The 23,413-nt window shown below is 72.6% G+C and carries 13 protein-coding genes; 8 read left to right on the top strand and 5 right to left on the bottom strand.

The annotated features are described in order from the left end of the window. Positions 1-157 precede the first annotated feature (157 nt). Genes B4N89_RS29920 through B4N89_RS29895 form a run of 6 tightly spaced genes read left to right on the top strand, consistent with a single transcriptional unit; the run spans position 158 to position 12,964 of the window. Positions 158-2,947, top strand: coding sequence for a DUF6603 domain-containing protein (locus B4N89_RS29920; protein ID WP_143658129.1), 2,790 nt, complete (start codon positions 158-160; stop codon positions 2,945-2,947). Further along, positions 2,947-5,151: a hypothetical protein gene (locus B4N89_RS29915; protein ID WP_201260936.1), complete on the top strand. Its 2,205-nt coding sequence runs from the start codon at positions 2,947-2,949 to the stop codon at positions 5,149-5,151. Before B4N89_RS29920 ends, B4N89_RS29915 begins: the two co-directional genes overlap by 1 nt. A 2-nt stretch (positions 5,152-5,153) precedes the next feature. Beyond that, on the top strand, positions 5,154-8,654 hold the full coding sequence (locus tag B4N89_RS29910; protein WP_078978872.1) for a hypothetical protein: 3,501 nt from the start codon (positions 5,154-5,156) through the stop codon (positions 8,652-8,654). Positions 8,655-8,671: 17 nt separating this feature from the next. Further along, entirely contained in the window at positions 8,672-9,523 is an 852-nt protein-coding gene (locus B4N89_RS29905; RefSeq protein WP_078978871.1) for a hypothetical protein, read from the top strand. After that, positions 9,520-11,229, top strand: a complete 1,710-nt coding sequence (locus tag B4N89_RS29900) for a hypothetical protein (protein WP_078978870.1) — start codon at positions 9,520-9,522, stop codon at positions 11,227-11,229. Before B4N89_RS29905 ends, B4N89_RS29900 begins: the two co-directional genes overlap by 4 nt. A gap of 28 nt (positions 11,230-11,257) precedes the next feature. Next, on the top strand, positions 11,258-12,964 hold the full coding sequence (locus tag B4N89_RS29895) for a hypothetical protein (RefSeq protein WP_078978869.1): 1,707 nt from the start codon (positions 11,258-11,260) through the stop codon (positions 12,962-12,964). 515 nt (positions 12,965-13,479) lie between these two features. Here the strand turns inward: B4N89_RS29895 and B4N89_RS29890 are convergent. After that, entirely contained in the window at positions 13,480-16,767 is a 3,288-nt protein-coding gene (locus B4N89_RS29890; RefSeq protein ID WP_078978868.1) for a BTAD domain-containing putative transcriptional regulator, read from the bottom strand. 150 nt (positions 16,768-16,917) lie between these two features. On the opposite strand from B4N89_RS29890, the gene B4N89_RS29885 reads away from it, so the two are divergent. After that, a complete protein-coding gene (locus B4N89_RS29885; protein WP_078978867.1) occupies positions 16,918-17,946 on the top strand; it encodes an NADP-dependent oxidoreductase in 1,029 nt (342 codons plus the stop codon). 26 nt (positions 17,947-17,972) lie between these two features. Further along, on the top strand, positions 17,973-18,572 hold the full coding sequence (locus B4N89_RS29880; protein ID WP_078978866.1) for an NAD(P)H oxidoreductase: 600 nt from the start codon (positions 17,973-17,975) through the stop codon (positions 18,570-18,572). Between the two features lie 85 nt (positions 18,573-18,657). Here B4N89_RS29880 and B4N89_RS29875 read toward each other — a convergent pair whose 3' ends face one another. From B4N89_RS29875 to B4N89_RS29860, 4 genes are all read right to left on the bottom strand, one after another. Next, positions 18,658-21,195 (bottom strand): FtsX-like permease family protein, encoded by a 2,538-nt coding sequence (locus B4N89_RS29875; RefSeq protein WP_414646432.1) that lies wholly within the window; start codon positions 21,193-21,195, stop codon positions 18,658-18,660. Beyond that, complete coding sequence (locus tag B4N89_RS29870; RefSeq protein ID WP_078978864.1) at positions 21,195-21,947, bottom strand: ABC transporter ATP-binding protein; 753 nt, start codon at positions 21,945-21,947, stop codon at positions 21,195-21,197. Before B4N89_RS29870 ends, B4N89_RS29875 begins: the two co-directional genes overlap by 1 nt. A 169-nt stretch (positions 21,948-22,116) precedes the next feature. Continuing rightward, a complete protein-coding gene (locus B4N89_RS29865) occupies positions 22,117-22,746 on the bottom strand; it encodes an ArsR/SmtB family transcription factor (RefSeq protein ID WP_078978863.1) in 630 nt (209 codons plus the stop codon). Positions 22,747-22,855: 109 nt separating this feature from the next. Then, positions 22,856-23,395 carry a DUF1697 domain-containing protein gene (locus tag B4N89_RS29860; protein ID WP_101897211.1) on the bottom strand — a complete coding sequence of 180 codons (540 nt, stop codon included), beginning with the start codon at positions 23,393-23,395 and terminating at the stop codon, positions 22,856-22,858. Positions 23,396-23,413: the final 18 nt, after the last annotated feature.

The following is a 23,413-nucleotide window of genomic DNA, read 5'->3' as shown; positions in this document are numbered from 1 at the left end:
CCGTGTCCGGGAATGCGCCAAGCGCCGTGATTTTCGGTCGAGATCGAGCGGTCGATACCACATCGATTCGCTTGATTGCTAAGGGTATTCATGCGCGCTCGGGTCCCATTCGAGCATCCATCCAGTCAGTTGGACATAGTCGGGAGCGTGTACCGGTATGGACAGAGCAGACGTTCACGAGGCTTTTTCCCGGCATGACCCCGGCGGCGTGGAACTGGCCCTGGACAAGGTCGGTCTCCTGCCCGGCTTCGGCGCGTTGGCGCCCGGCCGACTGTTACGGGTCGACGGCGACCGCGCCGATCCCGACGCACTGTGGATCGAGGGGCGGGCCCAGCTCGTCTTCGGCGACGAACCACTGCCGGTGCGCCTGGAGTTCCTGTGCCCCGACGGTCCGGTCAAGGGCGTGGGCCTGGCTGTTCGTCTGCCGGATACCCCGCTCCACGACGTCGCCGCCGCGTACGGCTTCGACGTTCCCGCGATGTCGGCGCCACCGCTCACCGGACTCCGGGTGAGCGCCGACCGGGACACGTTCGCCGTGGCCTTCGACGGGCTCGACGGCGACGGCGGCATCCTCGCCTCCGCCGTGGACCGGCTGCTGGTCGTGCCCTGCGGCGGGGGACTCGTCCTGGTGACTCCCACGGGGGTTGCCGCCGACCGGCTCGCGGACGTCGGGATCACCGCACGGCGGCCGTTGTCGGCCGGGGCGTGGTTCGCCGTCCCCGGCGGCGAGGTGGTGCCGATCCGCCGCCCCGTCCGCCGTGTCCCGGACCCGGGCGGCGCCAGGGACGGTCTCGGTCGCCCGCGCTACATCACACACCCCGCGGACGAGGACGCGGCGTCTGCCCCGCCGCCCGCCTACGCCGTGCCTACCGCCGACGGCTTCGCCGTCCTCGGCCGGAACGCCCGCGCGAGCGGCCCCGGAGGAGGCAGGGGTTTCCGGCTGACCGGCCCGCTCGACGGCCGGCACGCACTCGAAGTGCACTGGTCCGCGCCGCCGTTGACGGTACGCGGCGTGCTGCAGGCGGGCCCGGCCGAGGCGCCGTACCGGGCCGTGGTCGGCGGCCTGCTGACATTCGGCTTCGGTGCCGGCGAAGGCAGGCGCGGCCTGTACGGCATGGGAACCGGCGCCGTCGTGTTCCCGGCGTCCGGATCCGGTGCCCAGGTGTCCATGTTCGGGTTCGCCGCGCTCGGCGCCACACCCGGCGTCGGCATCCCGGCGTTTCGGCTGACGTCCGTCGCCGCCGGGTTCGGGTGGAACAGCCGGATCCGCATCCCCGACCTCGACAACGTGCACACATTCCCGTTCGTGCAGGCGCTGAGGGATCCCGCCGCCATCGGCGGCGACGCAACGAATCCGGTCGAGATCCTCGACACCCTCACCCGCGGCTCCGACCCGTGGATCACGCCGTCCGCCGGGAACGTGTGGGCGGCGGGCGGCATCGGGTTCACCATCGCCGAGTTGATCGACGGAACCGCCCTCGTCCTGGTGCAGACCGGCGAGGACCTGACCCTCGCGCTGACCGGCACGGCCTCGACGTCCTTCCCGAAATCGGGACGCGCCTACGCGCGCATCGAGGCCGGGATCCGGATCGTCGTCAAGCCGACCTCCGGCGAGTTCCTCCTCGCGACCGCGCTCGGCCCCGACTCGTTCGTGATCGACCCGAACTGCAAGCTCCGCGGCGGCGCGAGCCTGCAGATCTGGTACGGCGACCATCCGCACGCGGGCGACTTCGTCTTCAGCGCCGGCGGATACCATCACGCGTACGACGTTCCGGCGTACTACCCCGATCTCCCGCGCATCGGATACGACTGGGCGCTCGGCGGCAACGTCACCGTCACCGGCGACGCCTACTTCGCCCTCACCCCGCGTGCCGCGATGGCCGGCGGCATGCTCGACGTGCGGTACAAGTCCGGGATCATCTCCGCCTGGTGCACGGCCAAGGCGGATGCCCTCATCGAGTGGAACCCCTTCTACATCGACCTGGGGATGTCGCTCGGCATCGGTGTCCGCGGCTCGGTGAAGATCGTCTTCGTCCGGATCACCGTGACCATCGAGGTGGGCGTCGAGCTGGGCGTCTGGGGGCCGCAGACCGGCGGCGAGGCCAAGGTGAAGGTGTGGTTCGTGTCCTTCACCATCCGGTTCGGCGCCGGGCGGCGCGACACGGCATCCGAACTGGACTGGGCCCAGACCCGGGCGATGCTGCCGCAGGCGGGGGCCCGGGCCCGGCTCCGCCCCGGGGACGGTCTGCTGACGGAGGGCACGGCCGACGATCCGTGGTCCGGTCCGTGGCTGGTCGACCCGGCCGGGTTCACCTTCGGCACCGACACGCAAGTCCCGCTCACCGAGATCAGGCTGAAGACGGCCGACGCCGACATCGTCGAACGAGGCCACGAGTTCGGCGTATGGCCCATGGGCGTCGACTCCCTCAGCACCACCGAGCGGGTGTCCGTCACCCTGCGCGGGGAGACCGTCGACCTCGCGCGATGGGCACGACGCACCCACATGACCGCGCTGCCACCGCAGTTGTGGAACCGCGACGACCCCGCGGCAGGCGACGCGGAACTCGATCGCCACCTCACCGGCGTCACACTCACGTCCCCGGGGCCGAAATACAGCCCGTCGACCGGCTACTTCGGCGAGAACACGTTCGCGTACGACCCGATGCGCCCGGACGGCGTCGCCCCGCTCAGCGAAAGCGACGCACCCCACATCCCTCGGCCGACGCGTCCCGGAGGCGTCATCGAGCTGATCGGCGCCACGGCCGACGACGACACACGCCGTACCGCCCGAGGCAGGGTGTACGAACTGCTCGGCGCACTCGGCATCGACACCGCGGGCGCCGCGGTCGACCTGCCCGGCCACGCGGCCGGAGTACCCGCCACATACACCGCCGACCCGATGCTCGTGCGCGCCGGCGCCGCGTCGGGCGAGGGGAGGCAGGACTGATGTCCGCACCCGGACACCGCACCCGGTTCTTCGATCACCGTATCCCGCCGCTGTATGCGGGCACGCACTCCATCGCCGTCGGCCACACCCGCGGCGGCGACGACCGTGTCGGCGCCGACCTGCTCCCCGATCTGGACCAGGACTTCGTCGTCCGGCAGCCCCGGCTGCAGTTGCGGCCCGACGATGTGGCGGCGTGCTACCCGCCGCCCGCGGAAGAGGGCGCGTACACCACGGTCTTGCCGCACATCGCCCTGGCGAACGCGTCGCTCCCGTGGCTCACCCGGCTGCCCGGCACACCGGAAGGCGCCGCGTGGCTGGCTCTCCTGGTGTTCCGGCAAGGCGAACTCCCGGAGGACCGGGAGGCCGTCGGGGCGGTGACCGTGACCAGCGCGCGGGTGTTCGTCGCCGGCGACGCGGGCCCTGGTCGGCCGCCGACGCTCGATCCGCCGCTGTACGACGACGAGAAGGACCTGACGGTCGCCGGCATCCATGTCCCGGCCGAGCTGTTCACCGCCATCTGCCCGACCGGGGAAGAACTCGCCGCGCTCGCGCACATCCGCGAAGGCGGCCCGCCCGACGCCACCCGGGCGCTGGGCACCGACCCGCCGCCCGACGAAGACGCCCTCAAGGGGGTCCTCGTCGCGTCCCGCTTCCCGGCCGCGGAAGGCGGGCGACACGTCGTCCACCTGGTGTCCCTCGACGGCCACGCCGACTACCTTCCCGGCCGGACCGCACCGCCCGAGGACGGGCTGCGGCTGATCTCCCTGTACTCGTGGACGTACACCGACACCGGACGCGGAACGGGCTTCGGTGGCACCGCCAACCACCTGGCGACCGCGCCGGACCTCGTGCTGCGCCACTCGGGCGTGCCGACCGGGGGCGACGTCCCGCAGGCCGCCGCGATGCTGCGCCAGGGCGGCACGGCCCTCCCGCAGGGCCTGGAGTCCGGGGAGACGACCATCGGCTTCTACCGCGGCGCCTTCACCGCCGCGCCCGGCCACGATCTGCCGCACGGGCGGGGCCCGCGCCTGGAGACACCCGAGGAAGCGCTCGTCTATGTCGAAGCCCTCGGCATGTACGACGCGAGCTACGCGGCCGCGTTCAGCCTGGGACGCCAATACGCCCTCGCCGACGCCGACTTCCGGCACGCCCTGGTCGAGTACCGCAAGGCCGCCCGGCATGCGTTGCGGCGCATCCTGACCTTCCCCGAGTTGTCCGTGCCGACGTCGCGCGGCTTCGCCGCCGAGGTACGCGCGAACCGCGTCCGCGGCGCCTTCGACCGCATGCTCGGCCCCGACGGCCCGCTCGCCCGGGCTCGGACGCGCGACGCGGGCGACATGCGGCGGGCGGGGCGCCGCGCGGTCCCGGCGCAGACCCCGGTCTCCGCACAGACCGCCGGAACCCTGCGCGGCGCACTCGCCGAATCGTCCACGCGCGCGGTGCTCACCGCCGCCGTCGAGGACGAACTCACGCCCGTGGTCGACTGGTTGGTGAACCTGACCCGGGTCCGCGGCGTTCCCCTGGGGCAGCTCGTACCGACCGAGGACTTGCTCCCGCCCGAGTCCATCCGGTTCTTCCACGTCGACCCGGCGTGGCTGCACGCCGTGGTGGACGGCGCGCTCAGTGTGGGCATCGGTCACGCCCTCGACGCCGACCTCAACGACCTCGCTCGGCAGATGCGCGCCATCACCCAGCCCCGATCCGGCATCCTCATGCGTTCGCGGCTGATCCCGCAATGGCCCGGCACGCTCTACACCTGCTACCACGGCGACACCGAGATCCAGCCGATCCACATCGAGACCATCGACGAAGACCTCGTGCTCCGGCTGTTCGACGTGGTCGTGGACGGCTTCGCGATGGGCGAGCCGCCGCAGGGCCTGCTGTTCGGCATCGGCGACGACGGCGCGACCCCGCTGCGCTCGATCGTGCCGCCGATCGGCGATCCGCGGGGGCAGTTCCCCGACGAAGGCGACTACGGGCAGTTCCTCCGCGACAACGACCAGGACGTACTCGACATCGAGCACAAGCTCGGACCGGCGCTCGCCGAGGTCCATGGCGTCGCCCGGCTCGGGTCCGCACAACTGGCGCTGCAGCTGATCAAGGCTCCGCAACTGCAGAAGATCCTGCGACCCGGCTCGCCATACGCCACCCCGGAACCCGACGAACCCGACGAACCCGCCGACCGCCGCGAAGGGAACGTGTGACCATGGCCGCAAACGACACCCTGGTGGTGCCGATCGAGGTCTCGGCCTTCGCGGTCAACCCCGCGGCGCGCGACACGGACGGCACGTACGCGATCCACCGCTGGACGGCGGTCTTCCAGGATTTCGGGACCCGCCGGATGTCGCCCGAGCCCGATCCGTTCACGGAACTGCAACCGTGGCGCGACGACCCCTCGCGCCTGGGCGTGCATCTGATGTGGCATCTTCCCGAGGGCCTCACCCAGGGCCACGAGAGCGGCGACGCGGACATCGAGTTCCCGCTCGTGCCCAACCGCTGGCTGGTGGTCCGAAGCCACGGCACGGGGAGCGTGCGCAGCTGGATCGTGGAGAGCGACCACCTGGGAAACGACGGCACCAGCGCGTTTCTCGACCCGTTCACGGATCGCCCGACCGCCACCAGGTGCGGACGACTGCACGAACTCACCGCGACTGCTCCGTGGCGCGAACCCGACCGGCGGCCCGAGCCGTTCCTCACCGCTCTCGGGCCCGGGCTGCTGAGCTTCGCGGCCTTCCAGCCCTACAACCGGAACGTGCTGTCGATGCACGACACCCTCGACGACGTCTCCGGCGATGCCCGGGTGAGCTATCGCGTGATCGGCTGGTACGCGCAGGAGTCCGCGGACATCCTGCAGCGCGGCGGGTTCGACGAGGTCATGGCCGACCTGGGCTGGCTCCTGCCGTCGATGTACGGCCGCCCGGGCGCGTCGGTGTACGCGGGCAGCGTCATCGGCCTCGACTGGCGGCCGGACCGGGGCGCGCCCGCCCCGCCCTCCGACATCCCGGCCGCGGACACGATCGTGGTGGGCATCGGCCACTCCACAGCCGAGGCCGCCGCCGCGGTGGAGGCGGAGTACGGCCTGCTCGACGCCGAAGAGGCCCGTCTCTTCCACGCGTTCGCACTCGGATGCCTCGATCGGGCCGAGCGTACCGACGGCGATCTGTTCCCCGCTCGTGCGGCACTCCTGTCCGGCTTCGGCCCACTGCCCGGCGGATACGTGTGGCGCGTCGTCGACCGCGGCAACCCCGCGGACGCACCGCGGGAGGACCCGGCCGCGGCCGCCGCACGCGCCGCCGTCCAGGCCGAGCGGATCGCCGAGCTCAACCGCCTCCAACGTGCCCACGACCTGCTCGAACGCGAGCTCCACGACGCGCGGGAGTACCTCTACCACCTGTGGGCGCTCGACAGGCGTCGTTCCAGGCCGCCGTTCTTCGGCGAGGGCATCCGCGACAGGCTCGACGCGACCGTCGCCGGATCCCCCGCACACGCCGTCGCCGACCTCGCGACCCGCCTCGCCGCCGCCCGCGCCGCCATCCCGTGGGCGCTGGACCAGGAGGAACTCGACGACAAGGCGCAGGCGTACGCCTCGGCGTGGCTGGCCGCGCCCCGAGTGCTGCAGCGGTACCCCGCGGCCGAGTACCAGGAAGCCGCCGACCCCGTCCTGCTCCTGCGCGGCGCCGGCACGCATGCCCCACTCACCCGCGACTCGGCGCTTCCGTGCCGCGTGGAGGAACGCCTCGTCACGCGCATCGGCACGGTGACCGCCCGTTCGGTCGCCGCCGACGTGGCCGAGGTCAACACGGAGGCGCTCCCCGCGATCGTCCCCCGTCTGCTCACCGAGCACTTCATCGTGGATCGTGTACGCGCCGACCAGAGCCCGTTGTCGCCCGTGGACGGACTGCTCCCCGAGTACGGCACCCGGACGTGGCGTCAACCGTGGCAACCCCTCTTCCTGGCCTGGCGAGCGGACTACAAGGCCATCGACTACGCCGACGCGAACGGCGAACGCCACTGGGAGTTCGACGGACAGCGGTACCGCTGGAGGGGCACCGGGCGGCACGACTACGGCGGTACCATCTCCGGACGCCAAATCCTCACCCCCACCAGCGGATTCGTCACCGCGGGGCGCCTGGACGCCTACGCCAAGGACCGCAAGGACCTGGACCGCGAGGCCATCGACGCGCTGCGCCGGATCCTCCTCGAAACCGACGAACTCTCCCAGCGCCTCGACGGGTTCTCCGCGCAGATCGGCCAGCGTCTGATCGGCAGCGGTCTGCGCCCGCACGGCGATCTCGCGGCGGACATCGGCGACGGCGACAGCGCCGGCGCGCCACGACCCGGGATATTCCCCGCCGAGGAGTGGGAGTCGTGGATGCCCAGTGACTTCCAGCAACTGCGGGCAGGCTTGGTGGAGTTCCGCGAGCTGGCAATCGTGGACCGGTTCGGCCGCGCCGTCGTTCTCGTCGAGCACGCCTCGGGCTTCGAGATCGCCCGTCCGGACTCCTTCGTCCCGGACCAGGCACCAGGCGGCATCGAGCCCGACCGGTTCGTGCAGCTGACCCCGCGGATCCTGCAACCGGCCAGACTCGCCCTGCGGTTCCTCGACCAGCGCACCGGCACCGAAGCCGACCTGGTCGCCGACGGCAACCCCGTGTCCGGATGGCTCCTGCACAACCGCGTCGACGATTCGCTCGCGTGCTACGGCCCGGCCGGGGCGGCGCTCGGCGACCTGCGCATCACCGGGGTGGGCGCCGGACGCCGCGTGTCGTGGAACGCCCTTCCGGGGTCGACCGTGTTCGACCTCGACGACCTCGCGGAACTCGCGCCGTACGCGCACGAACTCCTCGCCGGGGTCGTGCGCCGGGGCCCGGCCGGGTTCACCGCGCTGGTCGAGCACCTGGAGGAAGCGCATGCCCTCATCGACCCGCAAGGCCCGGCGGCTCCCGCGCCGGCGTACTTCTTCGGCCGCCCGGTCGCCCTCGTGCGCATGTCCGTGGGCATCGAACTGCTCGGCGCGCCACGCAGGGACGTCTCCTGGAGGACCATCTTCGAGCAGCCGGAGCCGGAGATCGGCCGATACACGTGGAACGTGCGCCTCGGTGAGGCCCGGCAACTCGACGACGGGCTCATCGGCTACGTCCGGGCGGGCGACGCCGACCACATCGAGACCGTCCTGCCGACCGGCGGCGAAGCCGACTACCTGCGGTCCATCGACCGTGGCCAACGGCTCCTGACCACCGTCGACGGTCCGCCCCCCGAAGTCACCCTGCTGATCGACCCGCGCGGCGCGGTACACGCCACCACCGGTGTGCTGCCGGTCGTATCGGCGCACATCCCGCCGGCGTTCGTGGACGACGCCCTGCGGTCGATCGCCATCGCCTTCCGGGCCGGGCCCCTGGTGGCTCCGGTAACGACCGACGGGGCGGGCACCGAGCACCTGTTGGCTCTGCACCCGGCGCTCGCCGGCGGCTCGTGGACCTGGGCCGAGCGCCGCGGCGATACGTGGCTGAACCTGCCCATGGCCGCTCCCGACCCCGACCTGTGGCCGCTGGGACGCGACCCGCGCATCCGCACCGGCTTCGTCGTGCTCGGCGACGCGGCCACGATCGCCTCGGCCGGACCCACCGCCGCCGTCCCCGGACCGACCGCGCCCGGTGACCCGCACGCCCCGGCCTCGACCCCGTCCGCTTCCGGTGATCGCCCGTGACCCCAGGAGCCGCACCCATGACCACATCCACACCCACGACCGTCCGCGGCGCGCTCGCGTTCGATGTGCGGACCGAGCCCGACCGGGTTCGTGTGTCCCGTCCCGGCCAGGACAGCTACGTGACCGTCACCGCGGCGGTCTCGGCCGCCGCGTCGGGCGGTGCCCACGTCGCGGAGTTCGGCGTCCGGGTCCCGATCGGCACGACGTCCGCGCACCTGAGTTCGGACGTGGGTTCCATCAAGCCCTCCGTCGACCGTGCCGGGTGGCTGCTCGTCGAAAGCGGCCAGGGCACGTTCGCGTTCGCGCACGAAAACGGCGGCGAGCACCTGCCGCAGGGCGCGGGCGTCATCGTCACGCTCGACGGCGTGAAGGTCAACGCCGCGGTCGGCATGGCCGAGATCACGCTGGAGACCTTCGACGTCGACGCGAGTGCCCGGTTCATGATCGCGAAGCTGCCCGAGGCATTCGCGCTGACCGACTTCCGCGCCGCCGAGGATGTCATCGGCAGTGGCGACACCGCCGAACTGACGTGGCGCTCGTCGAGCGTCACGCAACTCCAACTGCTCTACGACGACGTGATGGTGGACGTCACCGGTCGCGAGAGGATCGACGTCGCCGGTGTCCGGCACACCACCGTTTTCTATCTACGCGGCAGTTCCGGCGCGGCGTGGACGACGCTGTCCAAGATCGTCAGCGTGCACGACCCGGACATCAGGGTGAACGACCTCACGGTCACCGGGACCCTCACCACGGGCCGACTGGAGAGCCGGGTGGCCCACGGCGTGCGCTTCGCGGCCGCGTCGACGCCGGAATCCGACACCGCACGGCGGCCGTTCGCCGAGGCGGCCGGGGAAACGGAGCCGTCATGACCCTCGTCCGTCACCTTGTCGCGCCCGCATCGGGGAGGATCGCGGCCGCGAACGACCCGCTGTTCTTCGATCTCGCGGTCAATCCCGACCCGCTGCGCGTCTCGCCGTCCGAGGGCACACCGGGCTTCGGCGACCTGATCTTCATCACGTCGCTCGCCGAACCGCGGACGATCGAAGTACGCGGCTTCGAAGTGGCCTTCCGAGTCGGGGATGCCGAGGCCGACCTCGCACTCGACGTTCGGGACCTGCAGACCCGCATCAGCCTGGCGGGGTGGACGGGCACCACCACCACGGCATCGGGCCGGTGCACGACAGTGTTCGCGCCGGCATCCGACGAGCCGCCGCACACCGCGTTCGACGCCTCCACCGGGGTGACGTTCCAGGCCGTCGGCTTGAGCGTCAACCGGCTCGTCGGATCGAGCGTCGTCACCGTATCCGCGTCGTGGCGTGCGACCGGCAGCACCGCGTGGCAGACGCAGACCACCGAAATCCAGGTCGGGAAATACCCGCTGGGCTTCCATCTGCGCTCCCTGGTCGCCGAACCCCTGTCCGTCGATCCCGGCGGCGGCACGACGCTGCGCTGGGACGCGTCGGCGGCGACGCATGTGTCCCTGATGTACAACGGCCACGAGTTTCCCGTCGGCGACCGGCAGTCGATCGAGGTGGGCGGGCTCACCGAGACCACGACGTTCCACCTCAACGCCCGTGCGCAATCCGGATCCGGGTTCGTGGAGCGCACGCTGTCGATCACCGTGTACGTGTTCGACCCCCAACGGCTCGCGGGACGCGTCGTCGTCGAGGGAACACTTCGGGCCGGAGCGCTCGAACCGTCCGACCCCACGGAACCGATCGTCGTTCCCCAAGGGATGCCGCTCTCTCCGGCCTGGGCGTACGAACCCGTCACCGGAACCCTGAGCGACAGCACCTGGCCGTGGTACGGATACTCCGCCCAACGCCCCGCTTCGGCATCCGGCCACGAGGGGACGGTGATCGCGACCCAGACGGACGCGACCGAACTGCTGTGGTCGACCTACGACGGCTACGGCTGGCCTCGCCGGGACCGGCATCGCGCTCGGGGGCGGGACGCCGCCATCACCCGCTACGGCACGGCGATCGTGTGGATCTTCCGGCATCCTCAATGGGACCAGTTCCTGCACCGGCGGCTCGACCGCGATCTGTCGTGGTCGGAGATCCACGGACCCAGCGATTACCAGCGAGACAAGACGCTGCCGGGAGTGGCGGCCAACCAAGGCGAACGCCTGACATACCTGTTCCACCATTCCGGTACCACGAACGTGCACTACAGCAATGTGCCGGGAGGCGGGGGCACGGTCAGAGCACTGTCGGGCACGAACGGTGTCGACGGCGTCGCGTTCGCCGAGTTCGGGAACCTGCGCGTCGGCGTCTACCGGCTCAAAACCACCGGCCACCTGCGCGCGGAGGTCGACAACGCACCGCCCGACTCGGCCTCCGCGTGGTGGACCGTCAAGACCGTGATGAGCTCCGTGGCCGTCACCGGCACGCCCGCCCTCGCCGAGCTTGCCGGCCACCTCTACTGCGTGTGCCGGGAACAGGGTTCGCGCACGCTGTACATGGCGCGCTTCGACGGCGAACTGTGGAGCGCCGGGGTCCCCGTGATGGACGACTGGCCCCTCGACCGATCCCCGGGCCTCATCGCCCTCCACAACCGCCTCTTCATCGTCTGAGGCACGCTTCGACTCCCGGAGGAACGACATGACCGCCCCCGCCGCGCCGCGCGTCTCGACCGCGCGGTTGCTCCTGTACGGACTCACCACGACACCGCACCCGATCGCCGTGTCACCGACGTCCGGCGACCCGCGTAAGGCCCTGCTCGCGGTGACCCTCATCCGCCGCGCCCAGGACCCGGTGCAGTGCCGGGAGATCAAGGTGACGCTGCCGGTCGGCGAAAGCGCCGCGCATCTCGCCACGACGATGACCGGAGTGACCGCCGCTGCCGACCGCGACGGATGGCACAGCACCGTAGGCCCGTTCGGAGACGTGGTGTTCACCCCGTCGGGAGGCCTCGACGACATCGCCCTGGACACGGGGCTCACGCTGTCCGTCGGGGATGTTCCGGTGAACAGGACGGTCGGCCGAGCAGTGGTCCGGGTGACCGCGACCGTGCGCCGATCCGCGGTTCCCGACGACCCTTGGACGGAGGAGGAGGTAACGCTGCCCGTCTCCAAGTTCCCGCCGACCTTCCATCTCGGAAACCTCGTCGCCCACCCGTTGCGCGTGCAACAGGGCGGCTCGTCGACGCTGAGTTGGGACGCCGAGGGCGGCTCGTTCGGTCTGCGCTACCCGGGGGCGGACATCGACGTCACCGGCCGCACCGAGTTCGTCCTGCACAACATCGGCAGCGACCTGGTGGTCGAACTGCACGGCTCGGCGTCGTCCCCGTCCGGGGAACTCGAAGCCGTGCGCACGGTGCTGCTCACCGTCGACCGGCCCAACATCGTCACGCCCTCGCTCACTGTCGAAACCGGTGTGGTGACGGACAATCTCGTCGGCTACGACACACCTCTGCCGATCCTCCCCGCGGGCGGGTTCGTCCATCGGCCCGAGTTGTCGATGAGGCGCTACGACCTGCGTGCGGGCACCTGGACGCGGCTTGTTCCCCTGGACATCGCGCCGGTCGGGGCGCCGCCCGCCATCGCCGTCCACGACGGACTCCTCCACCTCGTGTACCGCCCGCACGACGTCGATGTGCTCGCCTGGGCCACCTTCGACGGCCGAATCTGGCGTCACCAATCCGCCTCACCGGGCCGGGCCGCCGTCGAGTCGCCCATCTCCCTCACCTCCATGGGCGGCCAACTGGCCTGCGCCCGGGTGGACCACGCCGGGAAGCAGCGGTACAGCGTCACGACGTCGGCTACGGCCTGGGGCCCCGAGACGGACATGCCCGCACCCGACCTCGGCGGCGTGTCCCTGGCGTGGGACGGCACTCGGATGAACGCCGTGATGCGCAAGTACGGCGTCGGCGGCAGCGAGGAATTCGGCTGGACGATCCACCGGCGCGGAAGCGACGGCGCCTGGACCGAACACGCCGCACACGTTCCGACGCCACCCTCCGGCGGCGACGCCGAACTCCTCGCCTACAGCGGCAAACTCGGCTACGTGGCGCGCGTTCGGGGCGGAGACACCGTGTTGTACGAATACCCCGCGGGCAGCACCGTGCCCACACCGATCGGCACCCCCCTACGCGCCGCCACCGACCCTCGCGCCACCACCCACGGAACCGACCTCTACGCGCTCGCAACCGATCCCGACGGCCTGCTGTGGCTCACCACCCATCGCGAAGGAGCCTGGTCCCCCGCCACCCTCGTCGACGGCTGCGCCTCGCGCGAAACCCCCACCATCGCCGTACTCGGCAACGAACTCATCGCCATCGGCCGAGGTGCCGCGTTCGAAACCCCGTAAAACCGGGGTCCTGTTGTGGGGTGCACTTCCTGGCCCCGGAAGTGCACCCACAACAACCATCCGCCCAGCAACGCAATCACGGCGACACCCCACCGCCGACGGCAACGAACCCGACCCCACGGCCGGCCACCGACCGACGCCAACAAGCCAACCGAGCCCAGCCCCACCAACGCTCCAAAACCATCCCACCCAGCACACGAAGCAAAACAGCCCGACCGGCGCACGAGGCCAACCCGCCCGACCGGCGCTTGAGGCGAAACAGCCCCGCCGGCGCTTGAGGCGAAGCAGCCCGGCCGGCGCTTGAGGCCAACCAGCCCCGCCGGCGCATGAGGCGAAGCAGCCCGACCGGCGCTTGAGGCGAAACAGCCCCGCCGGCGCTTGAGGCGAAGCAGCCCGGCCGGCGCTTGAGGCCAACCAGCCCCGCCGGCGCATGAGGCGAAGCAGCCCGGCCGGCGCTTGAGGCCAACCAGCCCCGCCGGCGCATGAGGCGAAACAGCCCGGCCGGCGCTTGAGGGCTAACCTGGCGCACGCGCCGGGGGCGGGGATGCGACGCCCACCGCGTGGGCAACGTCGAAGGCCTCCGGCCCGAGCGCAGCCCGCGCCACACCGGCGATCCGCAACACGTCACCCCGCTCGCCGACAGGCAACGGCGCACCGACCGCAGCCCGCAGCGCCTCCGCCCGCCCCAACAGCGTCGCAGCCTCGCTCGCCCGCCCCGAGATCGCCTCGACCCCGGCCAACCCCTCCAGCGCCAGCGCGACCGCCCGGGGATCGCCGGAGGCCCGCGCCGCCGCCAACCCCTCCTCGTGCAACGCTCGCGCCGCGACCGCGTCCCCCCGCGACTCCGCCACGAAGCCCAACTCGGCCAGCAGCAGCGTCACCCCGTAGTAGGGCACCCCATAGTCCTCCCGCAACCGCCGATTCCACTCCAGCGCATTGCGCAGATGCCGCTCAGCAGCCGCCGGATCCCCCGCCCGCCGCGCCCCCAGCCCCAGGCCGACCTCGGCGAACTCCTCCGCGAACCGGTCGGATTGCTCCACCGCCAACCGCCGCCCCCGCTCGTGGAACTCCGCCGCCCGCGCGAAGTCGCCGCGCAGGAGCGCGATCCGGCCGAGCCCCGAGAGCCGATACGACACGTCGGTCCACAACCCCAACTCCTCGGCCCCGCGCAGCCCTTCGCGATGCAGTGCGGCGGCCCGGTCGTACTCCCCCGACACCTCGGCCACATACGCGAGCATGTCCGACGCCTGCACCCGCCCCCACCGCTCGCCCAACCCGGCGAACCGCGCCGCGCTGTCCGCCGCGGCCTCGCCCGCCGTGACCAGGTCGCCCCGGAACATCGCCCACTTCGCCCGACCGGCCAGCGCCGCCGCGATCCCCCACGCGTCGTCCGTCGCCCGAAACCCCACGAGCGCCCGCTCGGTCAGCTCGCCACCGGTGTCCGCGTCGCCCACGTGCAGGTGTGCCAGTCCGAGGAACCACTCGGCCCGCGCCCGCCCCTCCACGATCTCCGCATAGGCCGCCACCGCCTCCCGGCTACGCCCCAGCGGATCCCCGCCCTCCCCGGTCAACATCGCGAACCCGGCCTCCCACGCCCCCGCCGCCGCCCGCACCACCTCACCCGCACCGGCGCCGGCACCGGCACCGGCACCGGCACCGGCACCCTCCACCGCCAACGCCGCCGCCAACGCCCGCCGCGCCTCCCGATAGCGCCCCCGCAGGAACCGGTACCACGCGGCCCCACCCGCCAGCCGCAGCGCAAGCCCCGCGTCCCCGCACCGCACCGCGCCCTCCAGCGCGTTGCCCAGGTTCACCCGCTCCGCGTCCAGCCGAGCCAGCCACTCGCACTGCTCCGGTCCGTACAGCCGAGGCCCGGCGCGCTCGACCACATCGGCCAGATGGCGGTCGTGTCGCTCCTGAACCGCCACCAACTCCCCTGCCGCATCCAGCCGTTCCACACAGTAGGCGGCGACCGACTCGAGCAGCCGATACCTGGGCCCGGCCGGCCCCTCGACGACCACCACCAGCGAACGGTCCACCAACCGACCGACCAGGTCCAGCACGTCGGCACGCTCCACCTCGCCGCCCGCGCACACCGCCTCGGCCGCCTCCGGAGCGCAGCCGTCCCCGTGGATCGCGAGCCGCCGCAACACCACCCGCTCCGCGCCGCCGAGCAGTTCCCAGCTCCAATCGATCATCGCGCGCAACGTCTGCTGCCGCACCGGCGCCCCGCGTCGCCCCACCCCGAGCACCCGGAACCGGTCGTCCAAGCGCGCCGCGAGGCCGTGTACGCCCAGCCCCCGCACCCGGGTCGCGGCCAGCTCCAACGCCAGCGGGATCCCGTCCAGCCGCCGGCAGATCGCCGCGACCGCGTCCGCCGTGTGCGCGTCCAGCACGAACCCCGGCGCCGCCGCTGCCGCGCGGGCCACGAACAGCCGTACCGCCGAGGACCCGGCCAACGCCACCGGATCCGCCCCCTCCGCCGGCACCACCAGCGGCCGCACCACCGACAGCACCTCGCCGGCCACCGCCAACGGCTCCCGGCTGGTGGCCAGGATCCGCAACCCGGGCGCGGCCCGCAGCAGTTGGTCGACCACCTCGGCGACCGGCTCGATCACGTGCTCGCAGTTGTCCAGGACCAGCAACACCCGCCGCCCGCGCAGCGCGTCCGCCACCCGGGCGCGCGACTCGGACACCCGATACCCCGCACCCACGGCCCGCTCGTCCCGAATGCCCAGCGCCGAGGCGATCGCGTCGGCGATCTCGGCGCCGTCCGGTTCGCGCCGCCCGGCCAGTTCGACCAGCCAGACCCCGTCCGGGTAGTCGTCCGTCGCCCGCGCCGCGCACGCCAGCGCCAACCGGGTCTTCCCCACCCCGCCGGGCCCGGTCAACGTCACCAGCCGACCGCCCCGCAGCAGCCCGTCCACCTCGACGACGGCCTCCGCACGCCCGACCAACTCGGTCAACGCGGCAGGCAGATTGCTCCGCGAACGAGCCGGCGCCCCAGCCACCGCGCCGCCCGCAGGACCGTCCGCCGGCGCGGCCGGCGCGGCAACCGCGGCACCTCCACCCAGGCTCGGATCCCGAGCCAGGATCGCCCGCTGCAACGCCGCCAGTTCCGGCCCCGGATCCAGACCGAGTTCGTCCGCCAACCGCTCGCGGAACTCCGCATATCGGGCCAGCGCCTCCTCCTGCCGCCCGGCCCGGTACAACGCGCGCAGCTGCGCGGCCCGCAACCGCTCACGCACCGGATTCAGCTCCACCCATTCCGCCAACTCGTCGGCCAGCAGCGCGTGTTCGCCCAATTCCAGGCGCGCCTCGGCCTGCTCCTCCACGGCGGTCAGCCGCGCCTCCTCGAGCCGGGTGATCGCCGCGCGGGCGAACTCCTCGTCCCGGAAGTCCGCGAACGCCGGCCCACGCCACAGCGCGAGCGCGTCCGCGAGCAGCCCCGCCCGCACCCGCACGTCGTCGCTCGCCCGCGCCCGCGCGGTCAGGTCGGCGAACCGGTCCGCATCCACCGCGTGCGACTCGATCCGCAGCTGATAGCCCGCCGGCCGCCGGACCACCGACTCCGGCCCGCCCAGCGCCCGACGCAGCTGGGACACCTTGGTCTGGAGCGTATTGGCCGGATTGCCCGGCGGATCCGCGCCCCACAGGTCCTCCACGAGCCGATCCGCCGACACCGGCCGCCCCCGATGGACGAGCAGATCCGCGAGCAGCGCCCGCACCTTCGACTCCGGGACCCGCACCGGTTGCCCGTCCGCCGTCCACACCGCCAGCGGACCCATCACCCCGAAGCGCATGCCGCCACGTTATCGCAGGTCAACCGGGCTCTGACGGCCCCCGGCCAGGGACCGTGCGCAAACCCCCAGGATTTCGTGCGCGGCCGGCGACAGAGTCCTGCCATCGAGTTCGGAACACCCCGAACCGCCCACCGGAACCCGGAGCCCATCATGTCCGTCACCACCACCCCCGTCACCACCGGCCGCGAGATCCGCCTCGCCGCCCGCCCCGTCGGCGCCCCCACCGCCGCCGACTTCGCCCTGGTCACCGCCGAGATCCCGGCCCTGACCGAGGGCCAGGTCCTGGTCCGCAACACCTGGATGTCCGTCGACCCCTACATGCGCGGTCGCATGGACGACGTCGAGTCGTACATCCCACCCTTCGCGCTCGGCGCCGCCCTCGACGGCAGCGCGATCGGCGAGGTGATCGCCTCCCGTGCCGACACCGTCCCGGTCGGCGCGACCGTGTCGCACTTCGCCGGCTGGCGCGAGTACGCGGTCGTCGACGCGGCGACCACGATCGTCGTGGACACCTCCGCCGTGCCCGCCCAGGCGTATCTCGGCGTACTCGGCACCCCCGGTCTGACCGCATACGCCGCGCTCACCGAGGTGGCCGAGGTCAGGCCGGGCGACACGGTGTTCGTCTCCGGCGCGGCCGGCGCGGTGGGCAGCGTGGCCGGACAGATCGCCCGCAAGCTGGGCGCGGCGAAGGTGATCGGTTCGGCCGGCGGCCCGGCCAAGGCCGCCCGGCTGCGCGCCGACTTCGGCTACGACATCGCCCTCGACTATCGGGCCGGCGCGATCGGCGAGCAGTTGGCCCAGGCCGCGCCCGAGGGCATCGACGTCTACCTGGACCACGTCGGCGGCGACCACCTCGAAGCGGCGATCGGCAACGCCAAGGTCGGCGCCCGGTTCGCGCTGATCGGCGCGATCAGCGGCTACAACGCGACCGAGCCGGTGCCCGGCCCGAGCAATCTCTTCCAGGCGTACATCCGGCGGCTGAACCTGCGCGGGATGTTGGTCACCGACCATCTGGCGCTGTTCCCCGAGTACATCGGCCGCGCCGTCGACTGGATCGCCGACGGATCGTTGCACACCGAGGAGACCGTGTTCGACGGCCTCGACCGGGCTCCCGCCGCGTTCCTGGGCGTACTGAGCGGCGCCAACACCGGCAAGATGCTCGTTCGTCTGGCCGACTGACCCCTCTCCGGAAACGAGGTCACGACATGACCGGCACCGCCCCGCACGCCCTCCTCGTCGTCGCCCACCCACGCGCCGACTCGCTCACCGCCCGGGTCGCCGCGCGTGCACACGCCCGACTGCTCGCCGACGGCCACACCGTGGACGTACTCGACCTGCACGCCGAGGGATTCGACCCGAGGATGACGGTCGAGGACGAGCCGGACTGGTCCGACCGGGACAAGCTCTACAGTCCCGAGGTTCGGGCACACATGGCCCGGATCGAGGCCGCGGACACCATCGTCGTGGTCTTCCCCGTGTGGTGGTTCGGCCTGCCCGCGCTGCTCCAGGGCTGGGTCGACCGGGTCTGGAACCACGGCTTCGCCTACGGTCGCAGCCGCCCGCGACTGGCCGGCAGGCGCATGGTGTGGCTGGGCCTGGCCGGCTACTCGCGCGAACACTTCGCCGAGGGCGGTTGGGACGACCTGCTCGATCGCCGACTCCGCGTGGGCATCTCCCACTTCTGTGGCATCGAGGATGCCCGAGTCCGGCTCTTCCACGACACGGTCGCCACCGGCGCGCACGACGGCGACATCCTGGACGCCGCCGAGGCGGCGATCGCCGAACTCGCCCCGACCACGGTCTGACGCACCCACTCCACCCGACTCCCCCACAACACAGCGCCGGCCGGGCCACCCAGGCCCGGCCGGCATTCCCCCGCTCGCCCGGCGATCAGTCGCGCAGCCCCATCGTGTCCGCCGGGTTCCCTCGCAGCGCGACCCGCGCCGGCACCACCGTCGACAACAGTGCCAACCCCGCCGCCACGACCACCACGGTCGCGTAGGTCAACGGCGGCGCGTACGGCGACGCGCTCTTGGTCATGCCCACGCTGTACGCGGTCAGCGTCGCGTAGGCGACCAGCGAGCCCAGCCCGGCGGCGAGCAGCACCACCGCCCCGGTCTCCCAGCGCAACATCCGCATCACCTGTCGGCGGGTGGTACCCACCAGTCGCAGCAGCGCGAACTCGCGCCGCCGGGCCGAAGTGGCCATCACCAGCGTGTTCACCACGGCGATCCCGGTGAACGCGATGATCAGCCCCATCGCGACGTAGTTGACCTGGGCCTGGGCGCCGGCCCGGTCCCGCCGGGCCTGTTCGACCTCGCCGCGGTCGAGCACCCGGACCCCGGGGAAGTCGGCCATCGCGCGCCGCAGCGGCTCCCGGGACAACGCGGGTGTCCCGGAGATCAGCGCCGCCGCGGCGGCCGGCCGGTCCACGTGCGCCGCCGTGACCGTGTACGGCAGGGTCAGGTCGCCGAAGCCGAGGCCGCGTTCGTAGACCGCGACCACCTTGAACGTGACCGCCACGCCGTCGCCCATCGTGACCTCGAGATCGTCGCCCACCCCGACTCCCTTGGTCTTGGCGGCCAGGTCGCTCACCGCGACCGTGGTGTCGGTCATCGCCGCCAACGAGCCGGACGTCGTCTTCGGGTCGAGCGTGCGCTCCAGGCCCCTCGGCGTGACGCCCTGGGCGGGGAACTTGTCCTGGCCGGCCCGCACGAGCGTGTGCAGCACCTCGGTGACCACCTCGACCCCGGGCACCACACGCGCCGCCTCGGCCGCCCGACCGGGTACGCCGGGGCCGGCGGCCAGCGTGTACGACGCCAACGTGCCCGCCTTCGCCTGCTCCTGGGCGGCGTGGCTCGCGGTGGTCTGGGTGAACAGGATGGTCGAGGCCATCGCCACCGCCAGGCTCAGCGGGGTGACCACGGCGGCCACCCGCTCGGCCGCGGCCCGGGCGTTGCGCGCGGCCAGGAAGCCGCTCACCGGCGACAGGCGCCCGACCACCGCGCCGAACACGGCGGTCGCCGCGCGGGCCACGATCGGACCGAGCAGCGCGATCGCGACGGCGGCCAGGATCACCGTGAGGAACGTGACGGGGGTGGACTTGGGCTCGGTGTCCAACCCGCTGAGCACCAGGAGCAGCACGGCGTAGCCCGCCGCCGCGATCAGCCCGCCGATCAGTCGCCCGACGCCCACCCGGGGCCGTTCGATCGCCGCGTCGGCCAGGGCCTCGGTGGGCCGCACCCGCGCCGCGCGCCGGACCGACACGCGGGCCGCGGTCCAGGCCGCGACCAGGGTCAGCAGTGCCGCGCCGATCAGCGGGAAGGGGCCGAGCCTCAATTCCAGCGTGTCCGGCATCGCGCCGAACGCGACGAACCGTGCGTGCAGCCAACGGGCCAGGCCGAGGCCGGCGAAGGCACCGAGCGCGCCCGCGAGCAGGCCGACCACCAGCGCCTCGCGGCCCACCATGCGCCGGATCTGCCGGGGCGTCGCGCCGATCGCGCGCAGCAGCGCGATCTCCCGCCGACGCTGCTGGACGGACAACGCGAACGTGCCCACCACGACCAGGACGGCCACCAGGAGCGAGGTACCGCCGAGCGCGCCGCCGAGGCTGATCAGGGTGACCCGGGCCTTGGCCGCCGCCGGGAACTCCGCGGGGCCACGATCGGTACCGGTCCGTACCTGCGCGCCGGTCCCCGCGAGGGCCGTCTTCGCGGCCTTGCGCACGGTGCCCGGGTCCGCGCCCGGGGCGGCGAACAGGCCCACCGCCGCGACCTGTCCGGGGTGGCCGGCCAGCCGCCGGGCGTCCTCGGTCCCGAAGAACACGGTGGCCTGCCGGGCCAACGCGTCCCGACCGGGCGGCGACGCGACGCCCACCACACGGTAGGTGTCGGGGGCCTGTCCGGCCTGCACGGTGACCGTGCCGCCGACCTCGACTCGGGCCCGCCGGGCCAGGTCCGCGTCCAGCACGATCTCGCCGGCCGCCGCCGGGGCGCGACCCGCGCGCAGCCCGAACGGGGTCAGCCGCGCCGACTCCCACGCGTGCCCCCACGCGTTGTCGTCGGTGTCCAGGGCTCGCCCGCCGGCGGTGAGCACGTGGGCGGAAAAGGTCAGTTCGGGCACCACCTCCACGCCGGGGATCGTGCGCAGCCGGTCCACGGCGGCACCGTCCAGCCAGGCGTGCTCGGTCAGCGGCTTGGACTTGACCTTGGTCTTGCCCTTCTTGTGCTTGGTCCAGTGCAGGTTCTGGTCGGCGGTGACCACGGTGTCGGTGGCGGCGTAGCGTTCGACGCGGATGTCGCCGCGCAGGCCGGTCTCCAGGAGCGCGCCGCACGCGGTGACCAGGGCGGCGGCGCAGATCAGCGCGACGAACGCGCCGATGAAGCCGCCTTTTCGGGCGCGCAGCGTACGCAGGGCGAGGAAGAGCATCAGGCGGCCCACGCGCCCAGGTGGGTCATCCGGTCCGCGATCTGCTCGGCGCTCGCCCCGGCGAGCCGGTCGGTGATCCGGCCGTCGGCGAGGAACAGCACCTCGTCGGCGTAGGAGGCGGCGACCGGGTCGTGGGTGACCATCACCACGGTCTGCCCCATCGTGTCCACCGTGTCCCGGAGCAGGACCAGCACCTCCTTGGCGGTGACCGTGTCCAGCGCGCCCGTGGGTTCGTCGGCGAAGACCACCTCGGGCCGGGTGACCAGCGCGCGGGCGATCGCGACGCGCTGCTGCTGGCCACCGGACAACTCGGCCGGGCGGTGTTCGGTACGCCCGGTCAGACCCACCCGCCGGACGATCTCGGCAAGCCACTCGCGGTCCGCCTTGCGGCCGGCCAGACGCAGCGGCAGCGTGATGTTCTCCAGCACGGTCAGCGAGGGCATCAGGTTGAACGCCTGGAAGACGAAGCCGACGCGCTCGCGGCGCAGTTCGGTCAGTCCGGTCTCGTTCAGCCCGGACAGGTCGGTCTCGCCGAGCCGTACGGTGCCGCTGGTCGGCCGGTCCAGACCGGCCGCACATTGCAGGAACGTGCTCTTCCCGGAGCCCGAGGGGCCCATGACCGCGGTGAAGCTGCCGCGGGAGATGCCGACGGTGACGTCACTCAGCGCGGTGACGGCGGCGGTGCCCTTGCCGTGCACGCGTCCGACTCCGATCAGGGACACGGCTTCGGGTATCTGCTCGTGGGAACTCATGGTGCGGCGTCGCCCTTGTCTCGGGTGTCGGATCGTGGTGGTGCGCGTGCCGCCGGTGCCGCCCGCGCGGGAACGCGGACGCGGCCCGAACGGCGCCGGACGGGCCGGTACGCGATGGGGTGCCGGGGGTGCCGGGCGTGCCGGGGGTGTCGCGGACGATCCCGGTCGCTCAGGACTCGCCCGCCCCCGGCTCGCCGCTCCCCGGCGCGTCCGTCCCGGGCAGGTGTGTCCCCGCCCCGGTCACCGGGGACCGGTACGTGAAGAACCGGGTCTGTACCGCCCGCACCCCGTCAGGCAGCGGGCCGGTGCGCTTGTATCGGTTCAGGAGGGCGATGTACTCCTCGAAGAACTCGCCCAGTTCGGCCGGGGTGACGTGGATGGTGCCGCGCGAGTACGGCATGTCCGTCTCCTCCCCGGCCCTGGGCGCGGTGTTCGCGTCGAGGAAGTCTTGGAGGTCGGCCGCGAAGACCAGGCGGGTCATCTCGTCGACCACCGGGCGGACCTCGGCGCTCTGCTCGCCGCGCGGCGGGAACCGCAGATCCCGACGCACGGCGCGCCACCACCGCTCCCGGCCGTGCGCCTCGTGGTCGTCGAAATCCTCCACGAAGCCGTGCCGGGCCAGTTCCCGGAGGTGGTAGCTGGTCGCGCCGGTGTTCAGGTCCAGGGAGCGGGCCAGCGTCGCGGATGTGGCCGGACCGCCCACCTCCAGTTGTCGCAGGATCCGTTGCCGCCGGGGATGGGCGAGTGCCTTCAGTGCTTCGAGTTCGGTGACCTCGCGGCGTTCCGGCGTCGCTCCCATGAGTGCACAATAATCTGTGCACACAAAATTGTGCAACGCTTTCGCCCAGGTCCGCGCCATCCGGACGGCATCGCGTTTTCCGGCCGCCCCGGCATCAGGAGCGGGCGGGTCAGGCCGCCGGTTCCAGCAGCGCGAGCAGTTTCGTCACCGTGTTCCAGTTGCGCACGGTCGCCCCGTCGCCGAGCCGGCGGGACAGGATCGGGGTCAGCCGCGCCTTCCCGAGGCCGTCCGGGAAGTACATGTACAACTCGCGCCCTCCGGCGCTGAACTCCTCCGGCGCGTAGTCGGCCGGATCGACCCCGGCCAGCACCGCCGGGTCGAACGGCGCGCGCAGGAACGCCACCGCGAGCTTCGCCGGATCGCGCACCTCCAGCGGATTGGCCGCCACCACCGCCCGCCACTCCGCGTCGCTGCGCACCATCACGTCCACCGCGAACCCGAACTCGGCCGCCAGTCCCGCCTCGATCGTCGCCGCGAGTTCGTCGGTCGGCCGCTCGGCGGCCGCGAAGACCGCGTTCCCGCTCTGCAGCAGCGTGCGGACCTCGGCGAAGCCGAGTCCGGTCAGCACCCGGCGCAGATCCGCCATCGGCACCCGGCGGTGTCCGCCCACGTTGATCCCGCGCAACAGCGCCACGTACCTCGTCACCACACGCCTCCCTCGAACCCG

It is taken from the genome of Embleya scabrispora, from assembly GCF_002024165.1.
Classification (GTDB): domain Bacteria; phylum Actinomycetota; class Actinomycetes; order Streptomycetales; family Streptomycetaceae; genus Embleya; species Embleya scabrispora_A.
The sequence above is the reverse complement of the archived record's forward strand: the minus strand, read 5'-3'. Positions and strand labels throughout refer to the sequence as shown.